25 protein-coding genes and 2 pseudogenes are annotated in these 25,987 nt (G+C 40.1%); 22 read left to right on the top strand and 5 right to left on the bottom strand.

All coding sequences use genetic code 11. The features are described from left to right. Nucleotides 1-175: 175 nt before the first annotated feature. Nucleotides 176-814: an ABC transporter ATP-binding protein gene (locus OO773_RS02290; protein ID WP_264828653.1), complete on the bottom strand. Its 639-nt coding sequence runs from the start codon at nt 812-814 to the stop codon at nt 176-178. Nucleotides 815-826: 12 nt separating this feature from the next. After that, nucleotides 827-2,032, bottom strand: coding sequence for an apolipoprotein N-acyltransferase (gene lnt / locus OO773_RS02285; protein ID WP_232087243.1), 1,206 nt, complete (start codon nt 2,030-2,032; stop codon nt 827-829). 162 nt (nt 2,033-2,194) lie between these two features. Between lnt and OO773_RS02280 the strand changes: the two genes are divergently transcribed. From OO773_RS02280 to OO773_RS02215, 14 genes are all read left to right on the top strand, one after another. Further along, entirely contained in the window at nt 2,195-2,815 is a 621-nt protein-coding gene (locus tag OO773_RS02280) for a CvpA family protein (protein ID WP_006563862.1), read from the top strand. Between the two features lie 11 nt (nt 2,816-2,826). After that, nucleotides 2,827-4,320 carry a lysine--tRNA ligase gene (lysS, locus tag OO773_RS02275; protein ID WP_034375767.1) on the top strand — a complete coding sequence of 498 codons (1,494 nt, stop codon included), beginning with the start codon at nt 2,827-2,829 and terminating at the stop codon, nt 4,318-4,320. Beyond that, a complete protein-coding gene (locus OO773_RS02270) occupies nt 4,313-5,563 on the top strand; it encodes a serine hydroxymethyltransferase (RefSeq protein ID WP_034375758.1) in 1,251 nt (416 codons plus the stop codon). Before lysS ends, OO773_RS02270 begins: the two co-directional genes overlap by 8 nt. An 11-nt stretch (nt 5,564-5,574) precedes the next feature. Continuing rightward, nucleotides 5,575-6,117, top strand: coding sequence for a DUF1882 domain-containing protein (locus OO773_RS02265; RefSeq protein WP_034375756.1), 543 nt, complete (start codon nt 5,575-5,577; stop codon nt 6,115-6,117). Between the two features lie 26 nt (nt 6,118-6,143). After that, a complete protein-coding gene (locus OO773_RS02260) occupies nt 6,144-7,130 on the top strand; it encodes an SPOR domain-containing protein (RefSeq protein ID WP_040499047.1) in 987 nt (328 codons plus the stop codon). Nucleotides 7,131-7,193: 63 nt separating this feature from the next. Further along, nucleotides 7,194-7,565, top strand: coding sequence for a RidA family protein (locus OO773_RS02255; RefSeq protein ID WP_034375753.1), 372 nt, complete (start codon nt 7,194-7,196; stop codon nt 7,563-7,565). Between the two features lie 8 nt (nt 7,566-7,573). Continuing rightward, entirely contained in the window at nt 7,574-8,818 is a 1,245-nt protein-coding gene (locus OO773_RS02250; protein ID WP_040499046.1) for an NAD(P)/FAD-dependent oxidoreductase, read from the top strand. 23 nt (nt 8,819-8,841) lie between these two features. Then, nucleotides 8,842-10,209 (top strand): alanine/glycine:cation symporter family protein, encoded by a 1,368-nt coding sequence (locus OO773_RS02245; protein ID WP_006563855.1) that lies wholly within the window; start codon nt 8,842-8,844, stop codon nt 10,207-10,209. After that, entirely contained in the window at nt 10,178-11,320 is a 1,143-nt protein-coding gene (alr, locus tag OO773_RS02240; RefSeq protein ID WP_176485293.1) for an alanine racemase, read from the top strand. The genes OO773_RS02245 and alr overlap by 32 nt, the downstream gene beginning before the upstream one ends. Before the next feature lie 680 nt (nt 11,321-12,000). Then, complete coding sequence (locus OO773_RS02235) at nt 12,001-12,711, top strand: vWA domain-containing protein (protein WP_006563853.1); 711 nt, start codon at nt 12,001-12,003, stop codon at nt 12,709-12,711. A gap of 53 nt (nt 12,712-12,764) precedes the next feature. Next, nucleotides 12,765-13,121 (top strand): hypothetical protein, encoded by a 357-nt coding sequence (locus OO773_RS02230; protein ID WP_034375747.1) that lies wholly within the window; start codon nt 12,765-12,767, stop codon nt 13,119-13,121. Continuing rightward, on the top strand, nt 13,114-13,782 hold the full coding sequence (locus OO773_RS02225) for a protein phosphatase 2C domain-containing protein (protein WP_050780130.1): 669 nt from the start codon (nt 13,114-13,116) through the stop codon (nt 13,780-13,782). The genes OO773_RS02230 and OO773_RS02225 overlap by 8 nt, the downstream gene beginning before the upstream one ends. Before the next feature lies 1 nt (nt 13,783). Beyond that, nucleotides 13,784-15,127, top strand: coding sequence for a protein kinase domain-containing protein (locus OO773_RS02220; RefSeq protein WP_034375745.1), 1,344 nt, complete (start codon nt 13,784-13,786; stop codon nt 15,125-15,127). Further along, on the top strand, nt 15,121-16,083 hold the full coding sequence (locus OO773_RS02215) for a hypothetical protein (RefSeq protein WP_064430010.1): 963 nt from the start codon (nt 15,121-15,123) through the stop codon (nt 16,081-16,083). Before OO773_RS02220 ends, OO773_RS02215 begins: the two co-directional genes overlap by 7 nt. Nucleotides 16,084-16,122: 39 nt before the next feature. On the opposite strand, the pseudogene OO773_RS02210 reads toward OO773_RS02215, so the two are convergent. Both OO773_RS02210 and tnpA read right to left on the bottom strand, forming a co-directional pair. Further along, nucleotides 16,123-17,209: pseudogene (locus OO773_RS02210) on the bottom strand (RNA-guided endonuclease InsQ/TnpB family protein). Next, nucleotides 17,163-17,648: pseudogene (gene tnpA, locus OO773_RS02205) on the bottom strand (IS200/IS605 family transposase). The pseudogenes OO773_RS02210 and tnpA overlap by 47 nt, the downstream one beginning before the upstream one ends. A 197-nt stretch (nt 17,649-17,845) precedes the next feature. On the opposite strand from tnpA, the gene OO773_RS02200 reads away from it, so the two are divergent. The 8 genes from OO773_RS02200 to OO773_RS02165 all read left to right on the top strand — a co-directional run bounded on the left by OO773_RS02200 (nt 17,846) and on the right by OO773_RS02165 (nt 25,844). Beyond that, nucleotides 17,846-19,291, top strand: coding sequence for an AAA domain-containing protein (locus OO773_RS02200; protein ID WP_050780181.1), 1,446 nt, complete (start codon nt 17,846-17,848; stop codon nt 19,289-19,291). A gap of 62 nt (nt 19,292-19,353) precedes the next feature. Continuing rightward, nucleotides 19,354-19,782 (top strand): C-terminal helicase domain-containing protein, encoded by a 429-nt coding sequence (locus OO773_RS02195; RefSeq protein ID WP_050780182.1) that lies wholly within the window; start codon nt 19,354-19,356, stop codon nt 19,780-19,782. Continuing rightward, the gene (locus tag OO773_RS02190) at nt 19,766-20,803 is read left to right on the top strand and encodes a hypothetical protein (RefSeq protein ID WP_034376045.1); all 1,038 of its coding nucleotides are present in this window, start codon (nt 19,766-19,768) and stop codon (nt 20,801-20,803) included. The genes OO773_RS02195 and OO773_RS02190 overlap by 17 nt, the downstream gene beginning before the upstream one ends. Further along, nucleotides 20,772-20,993, top strand: a complete 222-nt coding sequence (locus OO773_RS02185; RefSeq protein WP_034376043.1) for a hypothetical protein — start codon at nt 20,772-20,774, stop codon at nt 20,991-20,993. Before OO773_RS02190 ends, OO773_RS02185 begins: the two co-directional genes overlap by 32 nt. A 51-nt stretch (nt 20,994-21,044) precedes the next feature. Further along, complete coding sequence (locus OO773_RS02180) at nt 21,045-21,515, top strand: hypothetical protein (RefSeq protein ID WP_034376041.1); 471 nt, start codon at nt 21,045-21,047, stop codon at nt 21,513-21,515. Next, nucleotides 21,512-21,685 (top strand): hypothetical protein, encoded by a 174-nt coding sequence (locus OO773_RS02175; RefSeq protein ID WP_155729031.1) that lies wholly within the window; start codon nt 21,512-21,514, stop codon nt 21,683-21,685. The genes OO773_RS02180 and OO773_RS02175 overlap by 4 nt, the downstream gene beginning before the upstream one ends. Nucleotides 21,686-21,742: 57 nt before the next feature. Continuing rightward, complete coding sequence (locus OO773_RS02170; RefSeq protein WP_006564288.1) at nt 21,743-24,058, top strand: hypothetical protein; 2,316 nt, start codon at nt 21,743-21,745, stop codon at nt 24,056-24,058. Continuing rightward, nucleotides 24,048-25,844: a hypothetical protein gene (locus OO773_RS02165; protein ID WP_264828651.1), complete on the top strand. Its 1,797-nt coding sequence runs from the start codon at nt 24,048-24,050 to the stop codon at nt 25,842-25,844. Before OO773_RS02170 ends, OO773_RS02165 begins: the two co-directional genes overlap by 11 nt. Here the strand turns inward: OO773_RS02165 and OO773_RS09940 are convergent. Beyond that, nucleotides 25,753-25,962, bottom strand: a complete 210-nt coding sequence (locus tag OO773_RS09940) for a hypothetical protein (RefSeq protein ID WP_370413142.1) — start codon at nt 25,960-25,962, stop codon at nt 25,753-25,755. The genes OO773_RS02165 and OO773_RS09940 overlap by 92 nt on opposite strands. Between the last annotated feature and the right edge of the window lie 25 nt (nt 25,963-25,987).

Here is a 25,987-nt window from a genome sequence, read left to right as displayed (position 1 = left end):
TTTACACGATTGGAAAATCTACGCGTTGAATCACAAATTCAAAATAATTAATCGCCCTACATGCATCTGCTCTAACTCCCCAGCCGCCTAAATACATTTTGCCTACAAAGGCCATTAAAAAGCAAATCCTTAAATCTCAAAATAACGCTAATTCTAGCAAAAATTTTCAAACGGATCAAAGGGGGCGTAAACGCTGGTTTTCTAAAAGGAAAATCCGTGAACAACCGCGCGCAATCTTTTCATCATGGGTGGCTAGTATTAAAACCCCCTGTTGTGCTTGGATATAGTTATGCATGGCTTGCATGACAGCTAAAGCGGTGGAAGTGTCTAAATTGCCGGTGGGCTCGTCTGCAAAGATGATCTTAGGTTGTTTGGTTAAAACTCTAGCGATAGAAAGCCGTTGTTGTTGCCCGCCGCTAAGCTCTCCAATTTGTTGCTTTAGGGTATGGGCAATCCCTAGCGTTTCTAATAATTCCATTTCAATGGGTGTTTTAGACAAAATAGAGGCAACTTGTAAATTTTCTAAAGCATTAAACCCTCTAAAAAGGTAGTGGGCTTGGAAAATAATCCCTAATAAATGGCGTCTTAACTCTAGCAAGGTTTTTAAAGGTAGGGCATAAATATCGCTATGTTCTAAGAGCCGTACTTTGCCATGCAAGGGTTTTAGCATGGTAGATAGGTGGTTGAGTAAACTAGACTTCCCGCTCCCACTCACACCCAAAAGCGCAATAGACTCCCCTGCCTTTGCCTCTAAGTGCAAATCTTGGTATAACCATGTATCAAATTTGTGGCCAATTTCTATAGCCTCTAACATAACCCTCCTTTTTTAAAAATTTTGATCGCCTAGTAAAGTGGGGGAAAGAATATAGGCTGGGGATTTATTCACGCTATGGATAATGGTTTTAGAAAAACGTCGTGCGTAGTATTTGAGTAACATTCTTTGTAAAAAAGGCTCGATACTAGGCACAAACCAAGCATTATTACTCACCACAATCAGATGAGGGGGGCTATTTGTATAAGCCCTTTGAGAAGTCCCCTCATAGCAAACTAAGGGTCTAAAAGCAAAGCCATTGAGATTAAAATCTGTAAAGTTGGGGGCACTGCCTAAGCTAAAAACCTCACTACCAAAGAAAAAGCGATCTAAGTAATCAGCGATAAATTTAGGAAAGGGCATGGTTTCTCCAAAGGGGGCTAAGATCACTTTATGGGCATAATTATAGGTGTTGTCGTGGAAAATATAGGTGGAATTATAGATCGTGTGGTTTTCTTTATAAAGGGCACCGGTGATAATTGTAATTTGCTGCCCTAGCTGTATTAGAGTGTGGAGTAAATTACTTTGATTAAGCGCGATAGAAAAGGCTGTTTCAGGTAAGATCACTATTTTTTGGTGTTCTTTAATGGCCTGTTGGATTTGCTCTAAATTGTAATGAATGTGGTTTTCAAAGATTGGGTGTTGCCATTTGTTTTCTTGATTCACATGGGTTCTAATAGGCTTAATACCTTTAAGGGGCGCGGAGGTATGGGGATATTCTAAACAGAATAATAAAATCAAGCTGGCCAAAGATTTCATGTAAAAGGGCTTGACTAGGGGATTTTTATACACATAAAGAGCTAGAGCGATTAAAATCATTAAGAAATGTAGCTTATCCACCTTAAACAAAGAATAGGCAAAAAAGGCATCTGGAACTAGCCAATCAAATCCAAAAGGGTGGATATAACTGGTAAGCCATAGCGTAACAACACGGTAAAACAAAAATTGTTGATAAAGAACGAGGTAGAAAACCCCAGCATAACAAAGAGCGACTAGAATGATGATAAGGGGCATAAAAAAAGGATAGTCGTTATAACGAAAACTCAAAGCACACCAATAAAACAACCCTAAACCCACACAAAACCCAAAAAAAACGCGCTGTTTGGCTTTAACTAGTAAACATGCTAGCATGCTTAAAGGGGCTAAAAAAGTTTCTAAACCTAGTAAAATTTTAAGGTGGGGTGCGATCAAACAACCTAAATAAGGGGGAGATAAAAACAAAAGAGCCAAAACTAAAGGCTGGATAAGCTCTTTTGAAAAATAACGCTTGGTATTCAAAGATAGCAAATAAACCTCTTGTTCTTTTGCTGATTTAAGCTTTGCATTGTAAAATACTTAGACTTAAAAACATAGCCACTTGAATTTTATTAAGAATGGGTGTTGATGGGTTATTATATCGACATTGCTTTGGCGGTGCTTATTGTGGGAGTTGGACTCCGCGGGTTTTATAATGGTTTTATTGATGAAGTGTCTGGTTTATTGGGGATTGTTTTAGGGGTTTTTCTAGCATCTAGATGGGCAGAAAGGGTGGGGTCTTGGTTTTCCTCGCATGTATATGCCTTCCATGACCCCTCTATGTCTAGTTTGGTGGGTTTTGTATTAGTGCTTGCCTGCGTGTGGATTGCTTTTTTAGTAACAGGAGTGATTGTGAGTAAGGCTATTGTCCTGAGCAATTTAGGAATTATAGATCGCATTTTAGGGTTTTTATTTGGTTGTACTAAGATATTTTTAATTCTAGCCTTTTTACTCTACACCATTTCACGCCTCTCTTTTATGAAAAGCTTAGATGTTTATTTGCACGCCCACAGCCAAATTTATCCCTATATGCACACCATTGCCTCCCATGTGCTCCAGCTTAAAGAAGTACAAGAAATTGGTGAAATGATTGAGCAAAAGGCCAAGAGAGCTAAAAAAGAGAATTTGCCTGAGAGTTTAGACCCTACAAAGGTTAAAAACAATTTAGAAACTACACAAGAGGGTGCAAACCCGCAAAAATCCCATTGATAAAAACCACCATGTTTGATAATGCCTACATTAAACAACGCATACAAAAAGTAGATTTGTTGCGTGCTGTGTCCAAAAACCCTTATGATAACCAAGTAGAGCGCACTTTAGATAACGCCACATTTTTAAAGCGCTTTGAAACTTTGCAAAATCAAGCAGAGTCTAAAGACCCCTCTAGTATTTGTGCTTTGGTGGGGCGTTTGCGCTTTATCCGCTTAATGGGCAAGGCCTGCTTTATTAAGATTGAAGATCAAAGCGCGTTATTACAAGTTTATCTCTCACAAAATGATTTAGGCAAAGAATCTTTTGATCTGTTTAAAAAGTGCGTAGAGGTGGGTGATATTCTTAATGTGGTGGGCTATCCCTTTGTTACTAAAACAGGAGAATTAAGTTTACACGCCACTTCTTATAAAATTCTTACTAAATCCATTGTACCTTTGCCTGAAAAATTTCATGGCCTTAGTGATATTGAACTACGCTACCGCCAACGCTATCTAGATCTAGTGGTTAACCCCACAGTTAAAGAGGTTTTTAAAACCCGTAGTGTGATTGTGGCTACTATCCGCCGTTTTTTTGAGGAAAAAGGGTTTTTAGAAGTAGAAACGCCTATGATGCACCCTATTGCTGGGGGAGCTAATGCGCGTCCTTTTATCACCTATCATAATGCCTTAGAAGTAGAGCGTTATTTAAGAATTGCGCCTGAGTTGTATTTAAAACGCTTGGTAGTGGGTGGATTTGAAGCGGTTTTTGAAATCAACCGCAATTTTAGAAACGAGGGCATGGATCATTCCCATAACCCGGAATTTACCATGCTGGAGTTTTATTGGGCTTATAAAACTTATGAGGATTTAATCACCCTCACACAAGAACTTTTTCATAAACTATTGCAGGTTTTAAACTTGCCCTTAAAAATCCCCTATCAAGATCAAGAGATTGATTTTAGCGCCTTTAGAGTGCTTAGTTTTAAACAGGCTTTAATAGAGGTTGGGGGATTGGAGGCTGAGTTATTAGAGGATAGTTCTAAACTTTTGGTATTTTTAGAAAAACAAGGGGCTCATTTGGAAGGGTTGATCACACATGGCAAACTTTTAGCGGAGGCTTTTGATCTATGCGTTGAGTCTAAATTAATTAATCCTACCTTTATTACAGAATATCCGATTGAAATTAGCCCCCTAGCGCGCCGTAATGACACTAATCCAGCAATTGCCGATCGTTTTGAACTCTTCATCGCGGGTAAAGAAATTGCCAATGGTTTTAGTGAACTTAATGATCCGCTAGATCAATACCAGCGTTTTGAAGAACAGGTAAAGGCTAAAGAAAGCGGAGATGAAGAGGCGCAGTTAATGGATACAGATTATGTTTGGGCACTTGGATTAGGTATGCCCCCTACAGCGGGTGAGGGTATTGGCATTGATCGTCTAGTGATGTTATTAACCAATTCTAAAACGATTAAAGATGTGATCTTGTTTCCGGCTATGAAACCTGAAAAGGACGGGCATGCCTAAAACATTTTATTTAGAACAAAGCGATCCAGAAATCTTTGATTTATTGCAAGCAGAATTAAAACGCCAAAGCGCGCATTTGGAGATGATTGCTAGTGAAAATTACACCTTTGAGAGTGTGATGGAGGCAATGGGGAGTGTGCTAACCAATAAATACGCTGAAGGGTATCCTTTTAAGCGCTATTATGGGGGTTGTGAGGTTGTTGATGCTATTGAAACTTTAGCGATAAATCGGGCTAAAAAACTCTTTAATTGTGCCTTTGCTAATGTGCAAGCCCATTCAGGTAGCCAAGCCAACATGGCCATTTATCACGCCTTATTAAAACCCTATGATAAAATCTTAAGCATGGAGCTTAATAGCGGAGGGCATTTAAGCCATGCCTCTAAAGTCAATATCACCGGACAGCATTTTCAGGGTTTTTATTATGGGGTGAATACAGAGGGGTGGATTGATTATGAGGAGGTTTTGCGTATTGCTAAAATTGTGCGCCCTAAACTCATTGTATGCGGGTATTCTGCCTACCCTAGAGAGATTGATTTTAAACGCTTTAGAGAAATTGCTGATGAGGTTGGTGCGCTTTTAATGGGCGATATAGCCCATATTGCCGGGTTAGTGGTGGCTTCTGAACACCCTAACCCATTTCCCCACTGCCATGTAGTCAGTAGCACCACACATAAAACACTTAGAGGCCCTAGAGGTGGGCTTATTTTAAGCAATGATGAACAAATTGCGACTAAAATTGATCGCGCACTTTTCCCGGGTTTACAAGGGGGGCCTTTAATGCATGTGATTGCAGCTAAGGCGGTGGGCTTTTTAGAAAACCTTAAACCAGAGTGGAAAACCTATGCAATTCAGGTTAAGCGCAATTTAGCGGTACTGGTTAAGGTATTTTTAGAAAGAGGTTTTAATTTAGTTAGTGGGGGGAGTGATAATCATTTATTGGTGATGCGCTTTGATCAATTTAGCGGCAAAGAAGCCCAAGAGGCTTTAGGTAAGGCTGGAATTATTGTGAATAAAAATACAGTGCCAGCAGAGAAAAGGAGCCCATTTATCACAAGTGGGATTCGTCTAGGATCAGCAGCGCTGAGCAGTAGAGGCATGAAAGAGGCAGAATTTAGTTTCATTGGTGGGCAAATTGCAGATGTATTAGAAAATATAGAGGATACAGAGAAGTTAAAAGCGATCTATGAGGAAATAGTAGCGTTTACGCAAAACTATCCCCTTTATCATGCGCCGATTTTTTAAAGGATTAAATGATGACAGAAATGCAATTAAAGCTTATCAAACTCCAGACAGGGTTTTACTATGTTTTAAAGCCCGGTTTAGGGGCTAAGATAGAATACATGGGTCGTTGTTATTATGATAAGTTTGAGAAAGTAGATGCCCCCTTAACTTCTATGTTGATTCAAAAACATTGGAGAAAAGAGATCATTCTTGCCCATGCTTTGATTTTACAAGGCGATAAGATTGAAAATATCGTCTTTGATTACAATGGCTATAACCCGGAGCGATTTTATCATAAAGCCCAGCTACTTTTAAGAGAAGAGGGTTTTATCAATTTTACCGCCTATGAAAGTAAAACCCCGGGGCATTTACACCTCTATGTGCATAAAGGGCATACGGCTTTAAGCGAGGGGTGTCGTTTGGCGCGTACTCTTTCTATGAAACTTGCACAAGGCTTGCCCAATGAGTGGCGGGTATTTCCCAATAATGAACTCCCCCCTTCGTTTAATATTTTGGTTTTACCTTACGAGGTATTTGCTAAAGAGCGGGGGGCTAGCTGGGCTAAGCACTTATAAGTTTGAGATTTTATAAAGGAACGATGATGGACAATAACGAACTTAACAAAGAGCTAAATAAGCGACTCAATGATTTAGTAGAGGAAGAAAAAGGTTCTGGGCTTAAGAAAATCTTATTGATTGTAGCCATTGGTTTAATCGTACTGGTGGTGGTTTTGGTGGTGTTTTATAAAAGTACGCGTGAGCCGGCCAAAAGTGCGCTATTGCCTCCAGATAAGGGCATGCAAAAAGTGGGCAATACAGCTGATCATAATGCTAATAATTTTGAAAGCCTCAATTTAGAGCCTACGGCTAAAAAACCTGAGGAAGACAAGTTTGATCAAATTGTAAAAGACATTCAAGCCAAGCAAAAACCCAATCCACAAGATGAAACTAAGCTTACAACTTTGCCTGCAAGCCCGCTTGATAAACCCGCTCAGCCAACACCCCCTCCAACCCCGCCATTGCAAAAACCTACACCTATGCCAATTCCCCCTACAGGTGTGAATAATCCCCACCAGCAAAACCATGCTAAAGAGAACGCGCATGCAAAGACTCAAATCCAAAAAACAGAGCATGAGAAAAACCATGCAACAAATCACCATCAAGTTGTAAAAAAAGAACACCCAAAAACAGCGCATAGCCAAGCCACTACGCATAATCAAGCCACTACCCACAAAAAGATACCCCATAAGCACCATGTAGCAGAAAAAACAGCCACAGCAACCCACCACACATCTACAGCCCAAGCCCCCCACCAAGCCCCTCATAAAGAAGTGGCAAAAACAACACCACCCCCACACTTAGATAAGCCTACATTGCCTAAGGGTTTTTACTTGCAAGTGGGGGTATTTAGTAAAACGCCTAACCCTAAATTTTTAGAAGCCATTAAAAAATATCCCCACCAAGTACAAGATGTAAATGGGCAAAAGCGCTACCTCATTGGCCCCTATAGCAGTAAAGAGCAAGCAGACGCAGAGATTGATAAGATCACAGATAACCTAGCTAAACCCGTGCATGTGCAAATCAAATAAAATATCAGCTTAAATACAGCTTGAATGGGGCAAAATGGGACTTTTTATTTTTAAAGGATTAACATGAAAGCAATACACTCAGAACACGCTCCTAAAGCCATTGGGCCCTATTCGCAGGCAATAGAAACTCAAGGTTTAGTGTTTGTCTCTGGACAACTGGGGTTAAGTGCCAATGGAGAATTTGCAGGGAATAATATAGAAGCACAAGCCAAACAGGCTATGGAGAATATTAAATCTATTCTTAAGGCGGCTAATCTAGGAATGGAGTCTATTGTAAAAACCACCATTCTACTGAAAAATTTAGAGGATTTTGCGGCTGTCAATAGTGTTTATGGGAGCTATTTTCAAGAGCCCTATCCTGCCCGCGCTACTTACCAAGTTGCCAAACTACCCAAAGATGGTTTGGTTGAAATTGAAGCTATTGCCCAAAAATAGGAGAGATCATGCAAAAAGATGCCGTTGTGATTGGCGGAGGCATCGTTGGCTTAAGTTGTGCTTATTCTTTGCATAAACTGGGTCGCAAAGTAAGTGTAATTGATAAAGGCGATGGGAATAGTGGGACTTCCTTTGGTAATGCCGGGCTTATTTCGGCTTTTAAAAAGGCCCCCCTTTCTAACCCGGGTGTAGTGTTAGACACAATTAAGCTCATGCTAAAAGGACAAGCCCCCTTAAATATCCATTGGGGGGTTAACCCTTTGTTATACCGCTGGTTGTGTAAGTTTATTAGAAGCGCTAATCCTAAATCTGCTAAACGAACTATGGCTCTTTTTGAGCGCTATGGCTGGATGAGTATTGATATTTACCATGAGATGCTCAATGACGGCATGGATTTTTGGTATAAAGAAGATGGCTTGCTTATGATTTACACCTTACAAGAAAACTTTGATAAAAAAGTTAAGCTATGCCAAAATCATTACGATAGCCAGACTTACACTATTTTTAATCCAAAAGAGACTTTAGATTACATGCCCGTTGCTAAAGAAGAAAGCATTTGTGGGAGCGTACTACTCAAAGAAAATGCCCATATTGATGCTAGAGAGGTTATGGAAAGTCTGCATAACTACCTTAAAAATGCGGGTGTGGAGTTTTACTATAACGAGGAAGTGCTAGATTTTGAGTTTAGCGGCTCTAAGATCAGTGGCATTATCACGCATTTAAACCGGATACAGGCTGATACCATTGTTTTAGCCACAGGTGCAAGTCCCCGACTGATTAAAAAAACCCAAAATGACTTTTTAATGATGGGGGCTAAGGGTTATAGCATCACTTTTAAAATGGAAGAAAGCCTTAAACCCAAAACTTCCTCATTATTTGCTGATATTTTCTTAGCCATGACTCCTAGAAGACACACGGTGCGTATCACCTCCAAATTAGAACTCAACACAACAGATCCACACATCACCGCCTCTCAAATTGCTAATATGAAAAAGAATTTCACCACTTTTACCAAACCCTTTGAGATGATTGAACCGGTAGAGTGGAGCGGGTTTAGGCCTTTAACACCTAATGATATTCCTTATTTAGGTTTTGATAAAACCTATAAAAATCTAATCCATGCGACTGGGCTAGGCTGGCTTGGAATGACTTTTGGACCGGCTCTTGGCCGTATTGTTGCTAATTTAAGCGTGGATGGAAGCAATGAAAAAAATGCAGATGCCATGCTCTTTTCTGCCTTTTTTAGAGAGTAGTTTGCACTTGTTAAAGGAGAACCATGGGCTATCTAAACTCCCTCTTAAACACCATCAAAGAGTGGGTATGGGGACCACCCCTACTAGTTTTATTAGTGGGCACAGGTCTATTTTATACCTTTGTATTAAAGGGTTTACAATTTTCTAAAACCTACCACGCTTTTAAAGTTCTTTGCACTAGGGATAAACATTCCGGTGGTGATATTACTCAATTTTCTGCCCTCATGCTCTCTATTGGAGCTACTGTAGGGATTGGGAGCATTATTGGGGTATCTGTTGCGATTATCTCCGGTGGACCTGGGAGCATTTTTTGGATGTGGGTAACAGGCATTGTAGGCATGGCGACTAAATATGCTGAAGGCGTGCTTTCTTTAAAGTATAGAGAAGTGGGCAAATATGGCTACAAAGGCGGCCCTATGTATTACATTAAAAATGGCCTTAATATGCCCAAACTTGCCTTTATTTTTGCCCTCTTTACTTTAATTGCCTCTTTTGGAATTGGGAGCATGACACAGGCTAATGCTGTTTCCTCAATCTTGCTCCACCGTGCTTTAATCCCTACTTGGTTATCCGGTTTGATTGTAGCTGGTATTACCGGGTTTATTTTAATGGGAGGAATTAAATCTATTAGCAAATTTAGCGATTACTTTGCTCCCTTTATGGTACTTTTATATGTGCTTACCACCCTTTATATTGTGATCACCCATTTAGGCGATGCCTTTGAGGCTGTCAAGCTTATTTGTGCCCATGCCTTCCACCCCAAAGAAGCTATTGGCGGAACGGCTGGAGGTGTGGCTTTATTAACCATGATTGAAATTGGGGTGAGTAAGGGGCTTTTTTCTAATGAGGCGGGCATGGGTAGTGCAGCCATTGTAGCAGCTGCTTCTAAAAGCGCACATCCAGTTAAACAAGCCTTGATCACTATGCTCCAGCCTCTTATTATCACTATGATGGTTTGTACTTCTACAGCCTTGTTAGTGTTAATGGCTCCGGTGTACAAAGAATTCCATGATGCAAGTTTACTCACCTATGAAAGTGTGCGTTATTTTTATCCCCAAGCTGGCTGGGTTGTCTTTGCTTCTATTATCTTTTTTGCTTATTCTACTATTGTGGGCTGGGCTTACTATGGAGAGCGCAGTATAGAATTTACCTTTGGTGGCTCTTGTATTTTTTACTACCGCATTCTGTACTTGGTGGGAATCTTTGTGGGTTCTGTAACCAAACTTGAATTTGTCTGGAATTTTTCAGATATTGCCAATGCTTTAATGGCCATTCCTAATTTAATTGCCCTACTCTTGCTTTATAAAGTTGTGGTAGCAGAAACTAAATCGTATTTTAATACAGAACAAAAAACACTCCATGTCCACAAATCCGCTCCTCTCTCGCGCTAGCTACATTGAAATTGACACCAAAGCCCTAGCCCATAATTTTAAAGTAATATCAGAGGTAGCAGATGGCATGGCAATCATGGCAGTTGTTAAGGCTAATGCTTATGGAGTGGGTGCACTGGAGGCTAGCCGTGTATTTATAGAGCAAGGGGCTACTTATTTAGGGGTAGCCACTTATGAAGAAGCTTTAGAGGTGCGTTTGCATTTTGCCTCTATTCCTATTTTAATCTTGGGTTTTACACCTACCAACATGGCAGAAGATCTGATCAAAAACCACATCACCCAAACCCTTTTTTCCTATGAACAAGCTTGTTATTTTTCACAAGTAGCGCTCTCTTTAAAACAAAAGCTCAAAGTGCATATCAAAATAGATACCGGCATGAGCCGTTTAGGCTTTTTCCCCACACAGCAAAGCGCAAATACCATTGCTAAAATCGCCCAATTAAAAGGATTAGAAGTAGAGGGGATATTTACCCACCATAGTAATGCGGATTCGCTTTATAAAGGTTATGCCACGATGCAAGCAGAAAGATTTATAGAATTTTTAGATTTATTAGATCAACTAGGGCTTTCTTTTAAATACCGCCACATGGCAAATAGCGCGGCTACTATTTCTATGCCTAATTATGGTTTAGACATGGCTAGAGTCGGGCTAGCTCTTTATGGGTTACACCCCTCTATTTATACCCAAGATGCCCTTTTAAAAAAGGGTTTTGAGTTAAAAAATGTCCTCACTCTTAAAGCCCAAATTGTGAGCTTAAAAGAAATCCCTGCGGGTAGATTAATAGGCTATGGAGAGGATTTTTATTGTTTAGAGCCCACTAGAGTAGGGGTTTTGCCACTAGGTTATGGCGATGGTTTTTCTAAAGTTTTAGGCAATAAGGCTTGGGGATTATTACATGGAAAAAAAATCCCCATTATTGGCGGGGTGTGCATGGATCAATGTTTTGTTGATCTAGGTGCTATCCAAGCAAAAGAGGGTGATACTGTTATATTGCTAGGCGATTCTAAAAGTGGTGCGATGGGAGCAGGGGATATAGCCAAAATCTTAGGCATTATTAATTACGAGGCCATCACCATGCTAACTAAGCGTTTGCCAAGAGTTTATTATTAGGCTTGTTCTGTCTAACGCTATCTTTAAACCCTCAATTCTTTAAAAAAACCCAGCCAATCATCTTTGTTTATGATCGTGGGGTGATTTGCGCAGGACTGCTAAGAGATTTTTAGTTATTTCCTGCATTATTTTTCTCTATTTTGGTATGTGCGATCAAGATACGCAAAATCTCTAAGATTCTTGGCAAAGCACATAACCGTGATCGCTGTAGCGATAAAAGCGTGTTGGCGCTAATCAAAGAGTGCAGATCAATAAGCCCCTTACTTTACCTACAAAGTTTTAGCCACCATTAGAATTATAAGGTTTAAATACCTTGTTTGCTTTCTTTGGGCTTTTAGTTTTAAGTCTGTAGACAAGTCCCGCTTTTTTAAGGCGTTTAAGGCATTTAAAACCAATCATCTTTGTTTATGATCGTGGGGTGATTTGCGCAGGTTCCGCCAGAGATTTTTAGTTATTTCCTGCATTATTTTTCTCTATTTTGGTATGTGCGATCAAGATACGCAAAATCTCTAAGATTCTTGGCAAAGCACATAACCGTGATCGCTGTAGCGATAAAAGCGTGTTGGCGCTAATCAAAGAGTGCAGATCAATAAGCCCCTTACTTTACCGTTTTATCAGTTGTATCCTATTGAGGAAGGCTAGATAGCCGCTAGCATAATTTTTTTAAAAAAGGAGATTTTATGGCATTTAACCCTAATAATTATGTCGTTGAAGAGCGATTTATCCCTATTTTTCTACTCTTAGACACTTCAAGTTCTATGAGTACAAATATGAATGGAGGACAAACCCGCATCGGCTGCCTCAACGATTGTGTGCAGACGATGATTGATTTACTCAAAGAGGAGGCGAAGCGAGAGAATGTTTCTAAATTGGCGGTGATCACCTTTGGAGCTGGTGGAGTGAAATTACAAACCCCCCTTAGCAAGATTGAAAGCATCCAATTTAGCCCCCTTGGCACGGGTGGTAACACTCCGCTAGGCATGGCTTTAGAACTTACAAGAGACTACATACAGAATAAAGACACCTTCCCGGGCAAGTTTTATACCCCCTATGTTGTCATGGTTTCTGATGGCGAGCCTAACGATGATTGGCAAGGCCCCTTGCATGATTTTATCCACAATAAAGAAAACCGCAGTTCTAAGAGTGTGCGCTACAGCGTGTTTATCGGTAACGAAGGTGAGGAGCCCCAAGCTGTCCATGATTTTAGCGGATCGCCTAATCAGGTGTATTACGCCAATGATGTCCAAAGTCTTATTAATTGTTTTAAAGCCATTACAGCAAGCGTTACACAAGGGCGTAAGATAACCGCCAAGAACAATTCCAACAATGGGGGTGGCGGCAACAGTCAGGGTGGTTCTGGTGCGCTAGATGATCCTGATTTGTTCAAATAATTTAATTTGCAATCCGGTGCAGCAAAAGTTTATTCTAACTTGAGCGTTTAATAATGAGAACTACTCAGGAGGCTAATGGTGTAATCACCCTCATCATAGACACTTCAGGGTCTATGCTAGAGCTGGGTAAAAAAGCGGGGGTTTTGCATTTGGTATGCACTTTAAAACAGGCTTGTAAATCTTTAGGGGTGGATTTTAAGGTGATGCCTTTAAAAGAAGCTAGGGGGACTTTTAAGGCCGGAATTTTACTTAGCGATGGTCTGTTTAAGGAGGAGATTAGCGTGTGCGCAGCAGTTGGGGTGGGAGTAGATGTAGATCGCACACAGCTTAAAAAAATCAGCCAAGCTTACTTTGAGCCTGAGGAAATCTTAAACGCTTTGGTGTTTGTTTTAGGGGGGGCTTGTGCGTAAGTGGGGCTTTAGGGCTTTTGGCGCATCTATCAAGGGTCCAAGAAAAGCACACAATCAAGATGCCTACATCATTAAACGCTATAAACGACAATTAGTGGCTGTGGTGTGTGATGGGCTTGGGAGCAGAGTACACTCTAAAAGGGGGAGTTCTGCGCTGTGTGAAAGTGTGTTAGAGGCGTTAAAAGTCTTTGATTGTGAGCGCCACGATTTAAAATTTTTTGCCCCTCTTTTAGTCACACTTTGGGCATGCCGCTTGCACCCCTTAAAGCTAGAGGATTGTTTAAGCACCTTGCAAATTGCCATATTCACAGAGTCTAAAGTTTATTTAGGCAAGGTAGGAGATGGTGAGATCGTGATTTGTGGAGCAAGGGAGGAGATTTTAAGGGAAGTAAAAGAGGGACCCACGCACAAAACTGTGCCCTTTGATCAAGGCATTTCTATTTCTTGGCACATCTACAACACTAAGGACATACAGGGCATTCTCATTTATACAGACGGGGTGGGCGAGATTTTACAAGAATCTAAAGAACTTGATTTTGCAAAGAGTTTTTTAAAAGCTTGCAAACACGATAAAGACCCTTTAGAAACCTCTAAATTCTTAAAAAATGTGAATTTAAAATCTAGCGATGATAAGACTTTGATCGCCCTTTTTAAGGAGTGAAATGCGAGTGCGAGATATTTTTGGGAATTTACACAATTTGAAAAAAGAACCTCTAGCAGCAGGCGGGCAGGGACGGGTGTATAAAACTTTAGAGGGAGATGGGGTGGTAAAAATTGCTATCAAAAATGGTGAAGAAATTACCGATAAAAACGCCATAAAAAAGTTTTTGCAAAAAGTAGATGCCTTGATCTATAAGCCCATTCCTAGAGATATTGCTCTAGTTCTCCCGCAAGCCACGCTCAAGGACAAAGCGGGTTATGTGATGCCTTTTTTAGAAGGGCTAGAACCTTTACAAGTTTTGTTTAAAGGTCCTAGTGCGCTCCAAGAAGATGAGAGTCTAGAAATCCCCACTTTTTGGGCTGAGTTGTGTAAAGATAATGAGGATTTACAACGCCTCTTTGCCCACTATATCCGCACAAATGGGGCGCGTTTTAGATTAAAACTTTTGGCAAAGTTAGCCAGTATGCTATTTAGGTTACACGCTAGAGGGTTGATTTATTGTGATCTTTCCTGTGCCAATGTCTTTTTTGGGAATAAAGATTTAGAAAACCCTCATATTTGCCTCATTGATGCAGACAATGTCTGTTACACGGGTGAACAAATTTGTGTTGGTACCCCTGATTATCAAGCTCCCGAGTTATTTGAAGAGCAAAGAAATGGCATTGAAAGTGATATTTATTCTTTTGGAATTGTGGCTTATTGGTTACTCACCACCTTGCACCCATTTAAAGATGGAGCTATGGATGACTTGGACGGAGAACCCCACACCCGCCCTTTCATTGAGGATCGAGAAGACAAGCGTAACGCTGTTAACATCTATTTTTCTTTAGACAATATTTTAGATGATAAGACCAAAGAGCTTTTTTACATGTTATTTGAAGCGGGCAAGATAGATTTAACCAAAAGATCAAGTTTAATCCTCTTTGCTAGGGCTTTAGAGGGCGATGCTCTTATCTGTTTAGAGTGTTTAAAATGTGGCATGCACTACAAGGATAGTCTAGAGCTTTGCCCTTATTGCGATGCACCCAAACCTAAAAGGTTGTGCGCTGAAAGTTATTTTTTAAATGGCTTGTATGCGCGCTTTAGCGCAACGATCAAAGAAAAGGATTTTTGCCTCTCTTTGCCCACATTGTTATTTAAGGGCATGGTTTTAGACTTCCAAACCCCTTTTCTTTATGTGCGCCCCATAGCCTTAGAATTTAAGCACCACGAGGGGATTTTCATCAATAAGAAAGAGTTAAACACCCTTAAAAAACGCCTAGAATCTACAGATTTGCAACAAAGCTTAGAAATCCAATGTGAAAATTTTAGTGTACGCCTATGCATTGAGGAGGGCAAATGTTAGAACTTAAAAATATCCAAACAAACACATGTTTAAGAGATATAGAGGTGTTAGATTGCAACATCAAAGAGCATTTAAAGCCCCCTAAAAACATCCAAGGCCATCCAATTTTGGGATTTTTAGAATTAAAAGAGAGTAGGGTAAATTTGCATGCCCAAGATAAGTTAATTAAGGTTAAATTCCGCGATGAAGGACGAGAAAGAGATATAAGAAGCCTTAGCGGGCTTCGCTCTGTGAGCTTAGCGTGTATTAAAAACATCTACAAACCCAAGAAACCCAAAAAACCCCAAACCTTAGTTTTAGATGTGATCTTTTTTAGACTGCTCAAATATGAGGATAGAGAGATCGCTATCAATGATTCTTTAAATACAAAACTTAAAGAGCATAATCACAGCCGAGAAAAGCTCAAAGAGATTTGCACTTTAGAGATCAATAAAAAATCCTATTTTATTATCAGTTCCCCAAAGGTTCTTGAGGATATTAAGAGACCTTCAAAAAAGTCTAAGGACTCAGGAAAAGAGGAAGGAAAAGAGGAAACCTCTTATCTTTTATATGCCAATGATCTTGTTTTAGGTATTAAAGAGGAAGAAAAGGCATGGGCGCAAGATGTAGAACGCATAGAGGAAGTGCGAGACGATCGCTTAATCTTAGTAGAAGGGACTTTAGAATTTAAAGACAACACCACACAGGTGATTCGCAAGCAACTTTTAGCCAATCAAGATACCGGCAACTATTTAAAGGTATGGGAAGATTATTTAGTTGCTGATTACAACGATGTTTTAGAGAAAGTACGCTCCTTTCACTGCCAAGAGATCAAAGAAATAGAACGCACAGGGGCTGGAAAAGTAAAGATTACCCTAGAGAACACGCAAAACTTAAAAGAGGGAGATTTGTTGCGCCTGTATAAGAAAATCCCTAACGAGTTGGAGGAACTTTACAAGTTGACATACTCCCCATAGCTAAAGCTAGGGGATTCTGGGATCATCAAAGCTTGCCCGCTAGGCGGGTCTTACAGCTTCTCCTCCAAGAGTGGATGCCCCCACTCTATGAATATTAATGCTTGCGTTTAAATCTCTATCCAAAGAAAACCCACAAGAGGGGCAATTAAAGATTCTATCTTTGAGGCTCAAGTCCTCTTTAACCTCCCCACAGCTAGAACAAGTTTTAGAGCTGGGATAGAATCTATCAATCTTAACCACTTGGGTTTTTCTCTCCAAGATAGCCACAAACTCACCAAAAGCCAAATCATTAATCTTGCGCCCCCAAAGTTTAACCATACCCTTCAGGTTCAAATCTTCAATGAAAATAGTGGCGTATTGTTTGGCTAGGCTATTAGCAATCTTGTAGAAAAAGTCTTTTCTAAGATTTTGGACTTTGCGGTGCAATCTAGCAAGTTTTAGCCTAGCCTTTAGGCGGTTATGACTGCCTCTTTTCTTTTTGGATAGGGAGCGAGAGCAAGCACGGATCAAAGGCAAGAATTTAGAGAAAAATAAAGGCGATGGGATTTGTGTGCCATTAGAGCATGTGAGAAAAGTTTTTAACCCAAAGTCAAGCCCCACGCTGTTACCGCCTGCGGGCTTAAGGTTATCCTCTGTTTCGCACACCAAGCACAAGAAATAATCGCCTAGATTATCTCTTTTAATGGTTAAGGTCTTGGGTTTGCCTGCAAGGTCGTAGGTTTTGACAAACTTAAAGCGATAGCCATTAAAAGAGATAATGTTGTTTTGGATTTTATAACCTGTTCCCCCCTTAAATGTGAAAGATTTGGTATAAAGCCACCTTTTTAAATCGTGGTGGTCTACCTTGTTTCTTAAAAAATCTTTTATAAACCTTGTCTATCCTCCCTACTAGCTCTTGCAAGGTTTGAGAGCCTAGAGTTTTCAAAAAAGCAAAGCGTGCTGTTCTCTTTAGTTTAGTGATATGCTTTTGCAAGGTATAAAGCTTTAAATGCTTTTTAAAAAGTCTAAAATACCGCTTATGCAAAGCGATACAATGATTGTAGCAAATGCCATAAAGGCGCAGAAGTTTGCTTATATGCTTATTTCTGCTTGTGCTGTAGAGTTTCTGCTTGTAGGCGATTAACATAGTCTTTCCACTTGTTTTTTTGCTTGGGTCTTTCAGAGTTTTGCTGGTTGGCGATGTATTGCTTGATCACTTCCAAAGGCGCACCCCCCACAGAAGAAATAAAACAAGAGTTTGTCCATAGTGTAGGTAGTCTTGTTCTCAAATGTGCAAACTCTTGTCTTAAAAGCCGACTACTCCTGCCCTTAGCCGTCCTAATAAACTTCATCACCCCAAAGCTAGGATCAACTTCTGCCAAAATATGGATATGATCCTTATCTGTTTCCATCTCCAAAATCTCTACTTCTAGCTCTTGCGCCACTTCCAAAATGATTTGTTTTAACCTTACTTCTACCTGATCTACAAGGACTTTTCGTCTATATTATTTAGGACACCATACAATGTGGTATTTGCAAGAATAGACAATATTATTATTACTTTTGTATTGGATAGTGGCTTTCATACAAAGTATTATACAAGATTATATTAACTAATACCTTAAAGTAGCTATTCTTTATTATGCTCTAAAGAGCATGCACCTTATATCCCCATAGCTAAAGCTAGGGGCTTTACGGCGTGGTTGGTAAACTTAGAGGATAGACAGGCAGTTTTAGAGTTTATGACAAAGGAGGATAAGGGATTACAAGATCAAAACACTTTTTGGCTCTAACCCAAAAAGTCAAAGACAAAATCTTTAAAAATCCCCCAACAGAAGTCCAAGAAAAAGCCATTAAAATCGCGCTCAATACTCCAGACATTGCCATCATTCAAGGACCTCCTGGCACGGGTAAAACTACAGTGATCAATGCCATTTGTGAGCGGCTTTACGAGGAAGCATCCACACAGGATTTAAAAGGGTTAGTTTTGGTGTGTGCGCATGGACACGATGCTACAGAGAATGTGCAGGGGCGTATCAATATAGGGAGCTTACCCACCCAGAAATTTGGAGAGAAGCAAGGCAAAGAAGATGATAGAGGTGATCATGCCCTACAGGAATTTTTGGAAAAGGAATTTTTAGAAAAGATTGCCAACAACGCTAAAGCTCAAATCCAAGACTTTAGCCAAAAAGAGTTGATTTACAACCTAGAAAAGGCTTTAAATCAGTACAAGAAAGCTCCCCTGAGCACTTTGGCTTTCTTGGAGTGGGTAGGGCAGGAGTGCCGCTTTGTGCTTGATTTAGATGCAAAATTACAAGACAAATGGGAGGGTTTAAAAACACAATTTAGCCCTAAACCCCATGACATCGGCCAATTAGCCCCCATTTATGCCATACGCACTTTGCAAGAAAGTTTTTATGATGATGGTTTGGTGCGCCATCAAGAGTTTTTATATAGCCCCTTTAAAGAGGTGTTAAACAAGAAAGAAAAAGAACTTTTACAAGCCACACAGCCGGACTTCAAAGAACTCCAAGCATTGCGCCAACGCTTGCTTGAGCGGTGCACCCCTAAACCGCATTTTTCTAGGGCAAAGTGCAATGAAGATGTGATAGATTTTGCCAACACCCTTTTGGATAAACTCAAAAGTCTCACCCTTACTGATAAAATCAGCCAAATCCTCTTGGAGTATGTCCAAAACCTTAAACCTGACATAAATATGCGTTCTTTTCTCACCGATTATAGTTTTGTCTTTGCCAGTACCACCGGACAAGTGGAGAAAGCCCTTAATGCAAAAGCCACACTAGCTTTTAACGACAAAGAGGATCGGTGTTGCTTTGATACGGTGATTGTAGATGAGGCGGCTAAGATCCTCCCTTTAGATTTGCTCTTAGTGATGGTGCGTGCCACAAAACGCATCATCTTGGTTGGAGATCACCGCCAGTTACCCCCTATCATTGAGGATAAAATCTTAGACAAAATTAAGAATGGAAAAGATGAGGAGGCAAGAGCAGAGATAGAAGATCAGATTAAAAGCAGCACTTTTGGTAAATTAAAAGAGAGGGCAAAAGAGTTAGAAGCTATTGATCGCAAAGAGCGCCAAATCACTTTAGATCAGCAATATAGAACCCATCCAAGTTTAGCACAGTTGGTAAGTAGAGTGTTTTATGAGCCCTATAAAGAGGGCTACAAGTCCCCCCTAGATGCCACCCATTTTAAACACCCCTTATAGAGGGCAAACCTTGTGCTTGGGTGGATGTGCGTGGATCGCAGGAGAGAGTGGGGACTTCGTGGATGTGTAAAACAGAAGCAAAGCGCATTTTAGAGCTGTATAAAGGGTTTTACCAACAAGCCCCCAATCTAAGTTATGGGGTCATCACCTTTTATAAGGCGCAAGAGCAAGCCCTGCGTAGAGAGTTTGAAAAGTTAGAAGATTTTAACACTTTAAAGAGTTGTGAGAAGTTGCGTGTAGGTACGATTGATGCTTTTCAAGGCAAGGAATTTGACATTGTAATTCTCTCTATGGTGCGCTCTTACTTTAATGAGTTTCTCAAGGACCCACACCGCCTTTGTGTGGCGATGAGTCGCCAAAAAAAGGCGTTGATTATGGTGGGGGATTTTAATTTTTTTGACAAACCCAAAACAAAGGAGCAAGCCCCCGGAATCCATGCTTTTATAGAGTTGTGCAAACAGGAGGGCAAGATTTATGAAAATTCTAAGTAGCCCAACAGATTTAAAAGATAATAAAGACAATCAAGACATTTTGATGCCTTGTTATCTTTACCCCGTGTGGCTAAGGGTGTGGAGTAACAGCTTTGCTTTAAACCTTGTAGAGCGCACTGCCTTGAAGTTAAAAGAGGAGGCTAAAGTCTCTGATAATGAATTGGCAAAAATGCTGGGTTTAGTGGGCAATGGGCTTGATTTAAGCGAAATATTGCCCAAAATCCTAGAAAAGATCACCCAAAACAACCCGGGTTTGGAAAGGACAGAAGAGCTAGAGGGGAAACTGGTCTATTTTTTACAAGATTCTTTAAGTGGAAAGGTTTTAGGGAAAGTCTTTGCCGCAGAGCCACAAACAATTTTGCATAGCCACATAGGTAAACAAGTCTTTTTTAAATCAGGGCAAGAGAAAGTAAAGGCTTATTTTATAGACAGACCTCAAGAAAAACCACGCGATCCAACACTCATACAGCTTAAAAAAGCCCTTAGGCGTCATAATGAAAACCACCCACAAGAACGCTTAAATGGCGAACCTGAGGAGGTTTCAGGTAGAGAACCCATTTATTTGCATTGCAAGCTTGGTGTGCTTTCTAATGGAGAGTTTAACATAAGCGATGGGTTTGGGGGGTCTTCTTATGTGCTGTATCAAAGTTTTGAAAAGAATGCCCCTTATGATTTGCAAAAAGACCTACGCAACAAATATAAAACGGAGGGCAAAGCCCATAAACAAATCCAAGAAACCCCTTTTGTAAAGCCCACAAAATACGACAACACCCTTAAAAACATTGAAAGTAAATTGAGCAGGAATCAAAAAATAGTCTGTGCAGATTTGTTTAATCTGTGTGAGAACATATTAAAGGATTTTGCAAAAGTGCAAGGAGATATCCATATGGAAATAGTGGAGCAAAACGCCCAAAAAATGGGGTTTGAGTTAGGAGAGGTGCTTTCTTGGCTTCATGGCAAAGAAGGGTTAAATATCCAATTATATTTAAGTGGCTGGCAAATACCCTCACTTTATCCATAGCCTTAAGGACCTAAATTCCTACAGAAATCTGACAAGCCATGGGGGTAAAGCAGAGCAAGATGATCGCCTTAAAACCTTAGATCCTGCCAAAATCACGGAGTGGAGGGATCAAGTTTATACTCTAGTGGAAGTGTTTTTAGACAACCCTAGAAAAGATGTACCAGAAATCCATGACACAAAAGATTACTAAAAAACGGCCGCCATTGAGGCACGTAACCAATTTGGCCAGCTGTGGGATTGCTTGGAAAAGGGGGCTAAAAATGAACTTGTAGATGTGTATTTTTACCTAAGTGCAGACATGCAAAGCTATCAGGGTGTGGCGCATAAAGAAGTCATAGATACCCTTTATAAGCTTTTTGAAAGGGTTTTTAGAAAACTAAATGGAGAAAATAGTCCTATCAAAGAACACCCTAAAGCCACACTCACCGCTAAATTACCTACCGGATGCAAGGCTTTACAAGAGGTGAGGCAAGATTATTTGACAAAGGCTTTTTCCGGCCTTTTAGCAAGTTTAGGGGCGCATTTCTTAGTGTTTTTAAGTTATGCAAAACCCACACAAGAGGAAATAGAGCTTATCAACAATCTTGTAGATTATAGAGGGCATGGCAATGAGATTAATCCCGCCCTAGCTCGTCTAAGCCCTAAGGATTTAACGGATTTGGCACAAAAAGCCTTAAATTATCTTAAAAATTTAGTTGGAGAAATGGCATGACAGAAGCAGAGTTGGAACAAAAAAAGGCAGAACTTGAAAAAGAGTTTGAAAAACTTAAAAAGAAAGAGGCGGAACTTGAAGCGAAGCTCAAACAAAGAGAAACGGAACTTGAAGTGGAGTTTGAACAAAAAAAGGCAGAACTGATAGAAAGGCTAGAAAAAGCTAAATAAGTTGCGTCTGACGCAGTACAAACCAGAAAAAATGCCCTAGAGGAAAAAGAAAAGGTTATTTTCCAGAAAGAACAAGAACTTCTTAAAAAAACCCAAGAATTCCAAGACTTTGAAGAGTTTTTGCAAGAGAACGAAAACTACAGGGCAAAATGCAAAACAGATGCAGAGCGAGAATCAAGGCTGTATCTTAGCAAGCGCAAAAAAGAGTTTGAGGAGGAATTTCAAAGGGAGTTAGAACAACAAAGTACAAAGAGTATGCAGGATTTAAAAACACAGTACGATCAAATCTTGCAAAACCTTAATGAGAACATCAATAAAGCCATGCAGGAATTGAAGGCTAAAGGAGATGATCTTGTCGCAGTGCAGGCCAGAGAAAATGCCCTAGAGGAAAGAGAAAAGGTTATTTCCCGGAAAGAACAAGAACTTCGTAAAGAAACCCAAAAGTTCCAAGATTTTAAAGAGTTTTTGCAAAATGAGGAAAGATATAAGGCACAATATAAAACAGATGCAGAGCAAGAGTTGAGGCTGTATCTTGACGAGCGCAAAAAGGTAATTGAAGAGGAATTACAAAAGGGATTAGAGCAACAAACCCAAATCCTCATAAAAGAACCAAAACTCAAGCTCAAAGAACAAGAAATAAAGACTAGAGAACAAGCCCTAGATAAGATTGAAGCTGAAAAGCAAGATGAGGCAAGAGAATATGTAAGAGGTGAGATTGAATCATATAAAGGACGAATTGAGGAACAAGAGAAGCTTATTAAGCGTTGGAGCGATGAAATAAGCGAAGTTTATGAACTCAAAGATAAATTGCGCCGATGCCAGCAAGAGGAACGCTACAAACAATTAGAGAGTTTGGAAAAAGAAAATGAAAGATTGAGGCAGGATTTAGAAAAGAAACAAGAGGAACATAACGATCTTGAATTGCGTTATGAGGGACTTACAGAGGAAGAAAACAACACTCTTAAGGATCTCCAAGCAGAAAATAAGACGCTTAGAGACAACGCCGGGGATCTTGAGAGTACAAAGAGTGAACTTAAGCGTTTGGAGGAGGACAAAAAGAGACTAGAGCGAGAAGTGGATATTTTAGATCAAGAAATTTTGGCAAAAGATGAAAAAATCGCTAACTTGCTCTCTCAGTATGAAAGCACGGCTAAGCAAACAGAGGGGCGCATTAACAGCGTGCTAGATCAAATTGAAAAGCACACCCACCCAAACCTCAATCACGAAAAGCTAGAACCCGCCAACGAAATAGAGTACCTAACCCATATCCAAACCGGGATTGCAAATTTAGGCATTATCTATCCTACCCGCCTTCTTTATGCTTTCCACACCGCCTTAAAATCCGCCATCTACTCTCCTCTTAGTGTACTCTTGGGAGTCTCTGGTACGGGTAAATCTGAATTACCTAAACTCTACGCTTATTTTGGAGGCTTTAACTTCTTAGCCCAGCCTGTCCAGCCTACTTGGGACAGCCCCGAATCGATGATGGGGTATTTCAACATGGTAGAGGATAAATTCGACTCTACAGAAATTTTGCGCTTTTTTGTGCAGACCACTTATAGTAAGGATGAACAAAAATTTGGCCTTCAAGAGGGGATGAACTTGATTTTGCTTGATGAGATGAATTTGGCGCACATTGAGCAATATTTTGCGGAGTTTTTAAGCAAGTTAGAGCAGAAGCGCACGGGCACAGGTGTAGTTAATATCGGGATTAAGCTTGGTACTGGTATTTTTTGGGAACGCCCTCTGGGGGATAATTTATTATGGGTGGGGACAATGAATGAGGATGAGAGTACAAAAGCACTCTCAGATAAAGTTTTGGATCGAGCTTTTTGTTTAAACTTCCCAAAACCAAGAAAATTACAAGGGCTAAAACTCCAACAAGAAAACCAAAAAAACCCCTACACTTTTAAATATCTCCCTAAAGAAATTTGGAAAAAATGGCAAAAAGAACGCTTTGAGGGGGATTTGGAGCGCTATAAAGAGCTTGCAAACAAGATCAACAAAGAGTTGACAAAAACCGGGCGGGCAATTGGGCATCGGGTGTGGCAGGGTATAGAATTTTACATGCGCTCCCACCCTCTAGTTTTACAGTATCAAAACGAGGATAGTAGACGCAATTTGGCTTTAAGATTTGCCTTTGAAGAACAAGTAGTGCAAAAGATTGTGCCTAAATTGCGTGGGTTAGAAATGGAGGACACCGGAACAACCACTTTGAACGCTATTAAGAATTTATTAGAATATGAAGGGCTAGATTTGGGAGCAGATTTTGAAAACGCTATCAAGAATGATTATCGCCAATTTATTTGGAATAGCGCAGACTACCTAAGTAATGCAGAATGGGAAATTTTACTGCCTAAAAATGTTAATTAAAGAATTGTATTTACCAGAAAACATAGAGCGTTTAAAAATCCTCAGTTGGTTACGCCAAAACAGCGGGTTTGACTTGAGTACGGGTAAATTCAAAACCCCCGATCTTTTTAGCTTTTTAGAAAATTTATTAGACTTTTCTTACACACAGGCCATCTACAAAGATGACTTTTATTATCTCTTGTGTTATGTCAAAAAACCCCTAGAGATTTTACTCACTACCCCCCACACCAACACCAAGCGCACCCACATTAAAAAACCTATCTCTTTAGCAAAAGAATTTGATGTGCGCTGTGCGCTGTGGCTTGCTAAACAACCCGGCTACACCATAAAAGACAGGTTGAAAGATAATAAAATCCTAGCTGTGCAAAGATACCAAGAGGTGGACACTACAGAAAACAAGCTTTTGAAACGCTTTGTTAAACAGGTTTTGCGTATCGCCTCCTTGCGTCAAGATTTAAAAGAGTTTGCCCCTCTCTTTGCCAAAATACGCCATTGGCTAAGAAGTCAAGAGGCAAGCCAAATTCAAGAAAACCGGCACATTACACCCAATAACATTCTCTTACACCACCCCCACTACAGCAAAATTTTTAAGGCACACCAACAACTTAACCGCCCGCTAGAACTCCCAAAGCTCTCTTTAAAGAATCTTTTGAACCTAGAAATGCTGATGATCTTGCATTTTTTTAGTGATGTTAAAATCTTGCCCTGCGCCTTAAATATAAACAACTTTGATCCAGCTGATTGTCTTTTGGATTGGAGCTTACCCACTGCTAACCTCCATTCTTTTGAGAATATTAGAAAAACAGCGCTACAGACTTTAAAAGAACTTGGTATTTTGGACTGCAAAAGGACTGCTTTCCATCCAAGAGAACCCAAAAAATCTATTTGCATAGACCTCTTTCAAGACAGCCCACCTGCGCTCTTAGACGGTAAGTTTAGAACCTTACCCCCACTCACTAAACAAAATCTCAATAGTATATGGATCAACGCCAACAATGCTAGGATTTTAAATCCGGGTGGGTGTTTCACCTTGCCTAGAGCTTTAAAGGATTGCAAGGGTCAGAGCCTAGAGGCCTTCAAGGCATTTTTACAGGATTTTAAAGAACGCTTTAAATTTGCTAGTTTAAATTATTTGATTCCAGATCATGTAGATCTCCTAGATTTTAGACCCCTAAAAGCAGCCATTGCTGCACATTTTTACGCCTCTAGGAGTTTGCCTAAAAGCGTGGTTAGTGCTTTTAAATATTTAGAAATATCCCAACCGGGCGATACCCTTTTTATTAAAGAATCCTCAGACTTTTGGGTTACACCCTTGTTAGTAGAGACTACCCCTGAGGGCTTAAAAAGATTTGTGCGCTACCCCACGCTAGATATTGGCAATAAAACAGACAAAGAAGCATTAGAAGCATTAGAAGAGTCTTACAGTAAATACACCAAAATTTTTAAAAATAAGATTTTGCGCATCCACCCGCTAGAACCTAAAGAACTTTTAGAAAATATGCAAGCTGCGCTTACACTGATAGAGGCTGGTAAATCCTTCTACAGAGATCACTTGCCTAATCTCTCTATTGAGTTTTTTGATGGGAAGTATTTTAAAAACTTCACACTAGTAGATGAGTCTAGTGAATTGGAAGGAAGTCTTATTAGCATTAAAGAATCCTTCACACTAGAGCCATACACGGACACATATATTTTTAACTTAAATATTGCTGACAAAGCAAGTCCCTACCAACTCCGCCTAAGAACTCAACCTCAAGATCAAGACAGTGAAGTGCCCAAATGCTAAAGACATTTGGGCTTCCTAGGCTGATGTTGCCCGTAGGGAGAGTTTGGTTCTCACTCTGTGTCCCTATAGTAGGGATTTTACAGAGTTTGAGCTCCAACGCATTCCCTACAGGTCTCACACATCATATCTCCAAAGGCGTAACT

Source organism: Helicobacter suis HS1 (assembly GCF_026000295.1).
GTDB lineage: Bacteria > Campylobacterota > Campylobacteria > Campylobacterales > Helicobacteraceae > Helicobacter > Helicobacter suis.
Note: the sequence above shows the minus strand (reverse complement) of the source record. Positions and strands in the feature narration are given on the sequence as shown.

What these genes read in the sequence shown, in the direction of transcription:
- OO773_RS02290 (WP_264828653.1), bottom strand. Translation starts at nt 814, where the DNA reads ATGTTAGAGGCTATAGAAATTGGCCACAAATTTGATACATGGTTATAC.
- OO773_RS02280 (WP_006563862.1), top strand. Translation starts at nt 2,195, where the DNA reads ATGGGTTATTATATCGACATTGCTTTGGCGGTGCTTATTGTGGGAGTT.
- lysS (WP_034375767.1), top strand. Translation starts at nt 2,827, where the DNA reads ATGTTTGATAATGCCTACATTAAACAACGCATACAAAAAGTAGATTTG.
- OO773_RS02270 (WP_034375758.1), top strand. Translation starts at nt 4,313, where the DNA reads ATGCCTAAAACATTTTATTTAGAACAAAGCGATCCAGAAATCTTTGAT.
- OO773_RS02265 (WP_034375756.1), top strand. Translation starts at nt 5,575, where the DNA reads ATGACAGAAATGCAATTAAAGCTTATCAAACTCCAGACAGGGTTTTAC.
- OO773_RS02260 (WP_040499047.1), top strand. Translation starts at nt 6,144, where the DNA reads ATGGACAATAACGAACTTAACAAAGAGCTAAATAAGCGACTCAATGAT.
- OO773_RS02255 (WP_034375753.1), top strand. Translation starts at nt 7,194, where the DNA reads ATGAAAGCAATACACTCAGAACACGCTCCTAAAGCCATTGGGCCCTAT.
- OO773_RS02250 (WP_040499046.1), top strand. Translation starts at nt 7,574, where the DNA reads ATGCAAAAAGATGCCGTTGTGATTGGCGGAGGCATCGTTGGCTTAAGT.
- OO773_RS02245 (WP_006563855.1), top strand. Translation starts at nt 8,842, where the DNA reads ATGGGCTATCTAAACTCCCTCTTAAACACCATCAAAGAGTGGGTATGG.
- alr (WP_176485293.1), top strand. Translation starts at nt 10,178, where the DNA reads ATGTCCACAAATCCGCTCCTCTCTCGCGCTAGCTACATTGAAATTGAC.
- OO773_RS02235 (WP_006563853.1), top strand. Translation starts at nt 12,001, where the DNA reads ATGGCATTTAACCCTAATAATTATGTCGTTGAAGAGCGATTTATCCCT.
- OO773_RS02230 (WP_034375747.1), top strand. Translation starts at nt 12,765, where the DNA reads ATGAGAACTACTCAGGAGGCTAATGGTGTAATCACCCTCATCATAGAC.
- OO773_RS02220 (WP_034375745.1), top strand. Translation starts at nt 13,784, where the DNA reads ATGCGAGTGCGAGATATTTTTGGGAATTTACACAATTTGAAAAAAGAA.
- OO773_RS02215 (WP_064430010.1), top strand. Translation starts at nt 15,121, where the DNA reads ATGTTAGAACTTAAAAATATCCAAACAAACACATGTTTAAGAGATATA.
- OO773_RS02195 (WP_050780182.1), top strand. Translation starts at nt 19,354, where the DNA reads ATGTGTAAAACAGAAGCAAAGCGCATTTTAGAGCTGTATAAAGGGTTT.
- OO773_RS02190 (WP_034376045.1), top strand. Translation starts at nt 19,766, where the DNA reads ATGAAAATTCTAAGTAGCCCAACAGATTTAAAAGATAATAAAGACAAT.
- OO773_RS02175 (WP_155729031.1), top strand. Translation starts at nt 21,512, where the DNA reads ATGACAGAAGCAGAGTTGGAACAAAAAAAGGCAGAACTTGAAAAAGAG.
- OO773_RS02165 (WP_264828651.1), top strand. Translation starts at nt 24,048, where the DNA reads ATGTTAATTAAAGAATTGTATTTACCAGAAAACATAGAGCGTTTAAAA.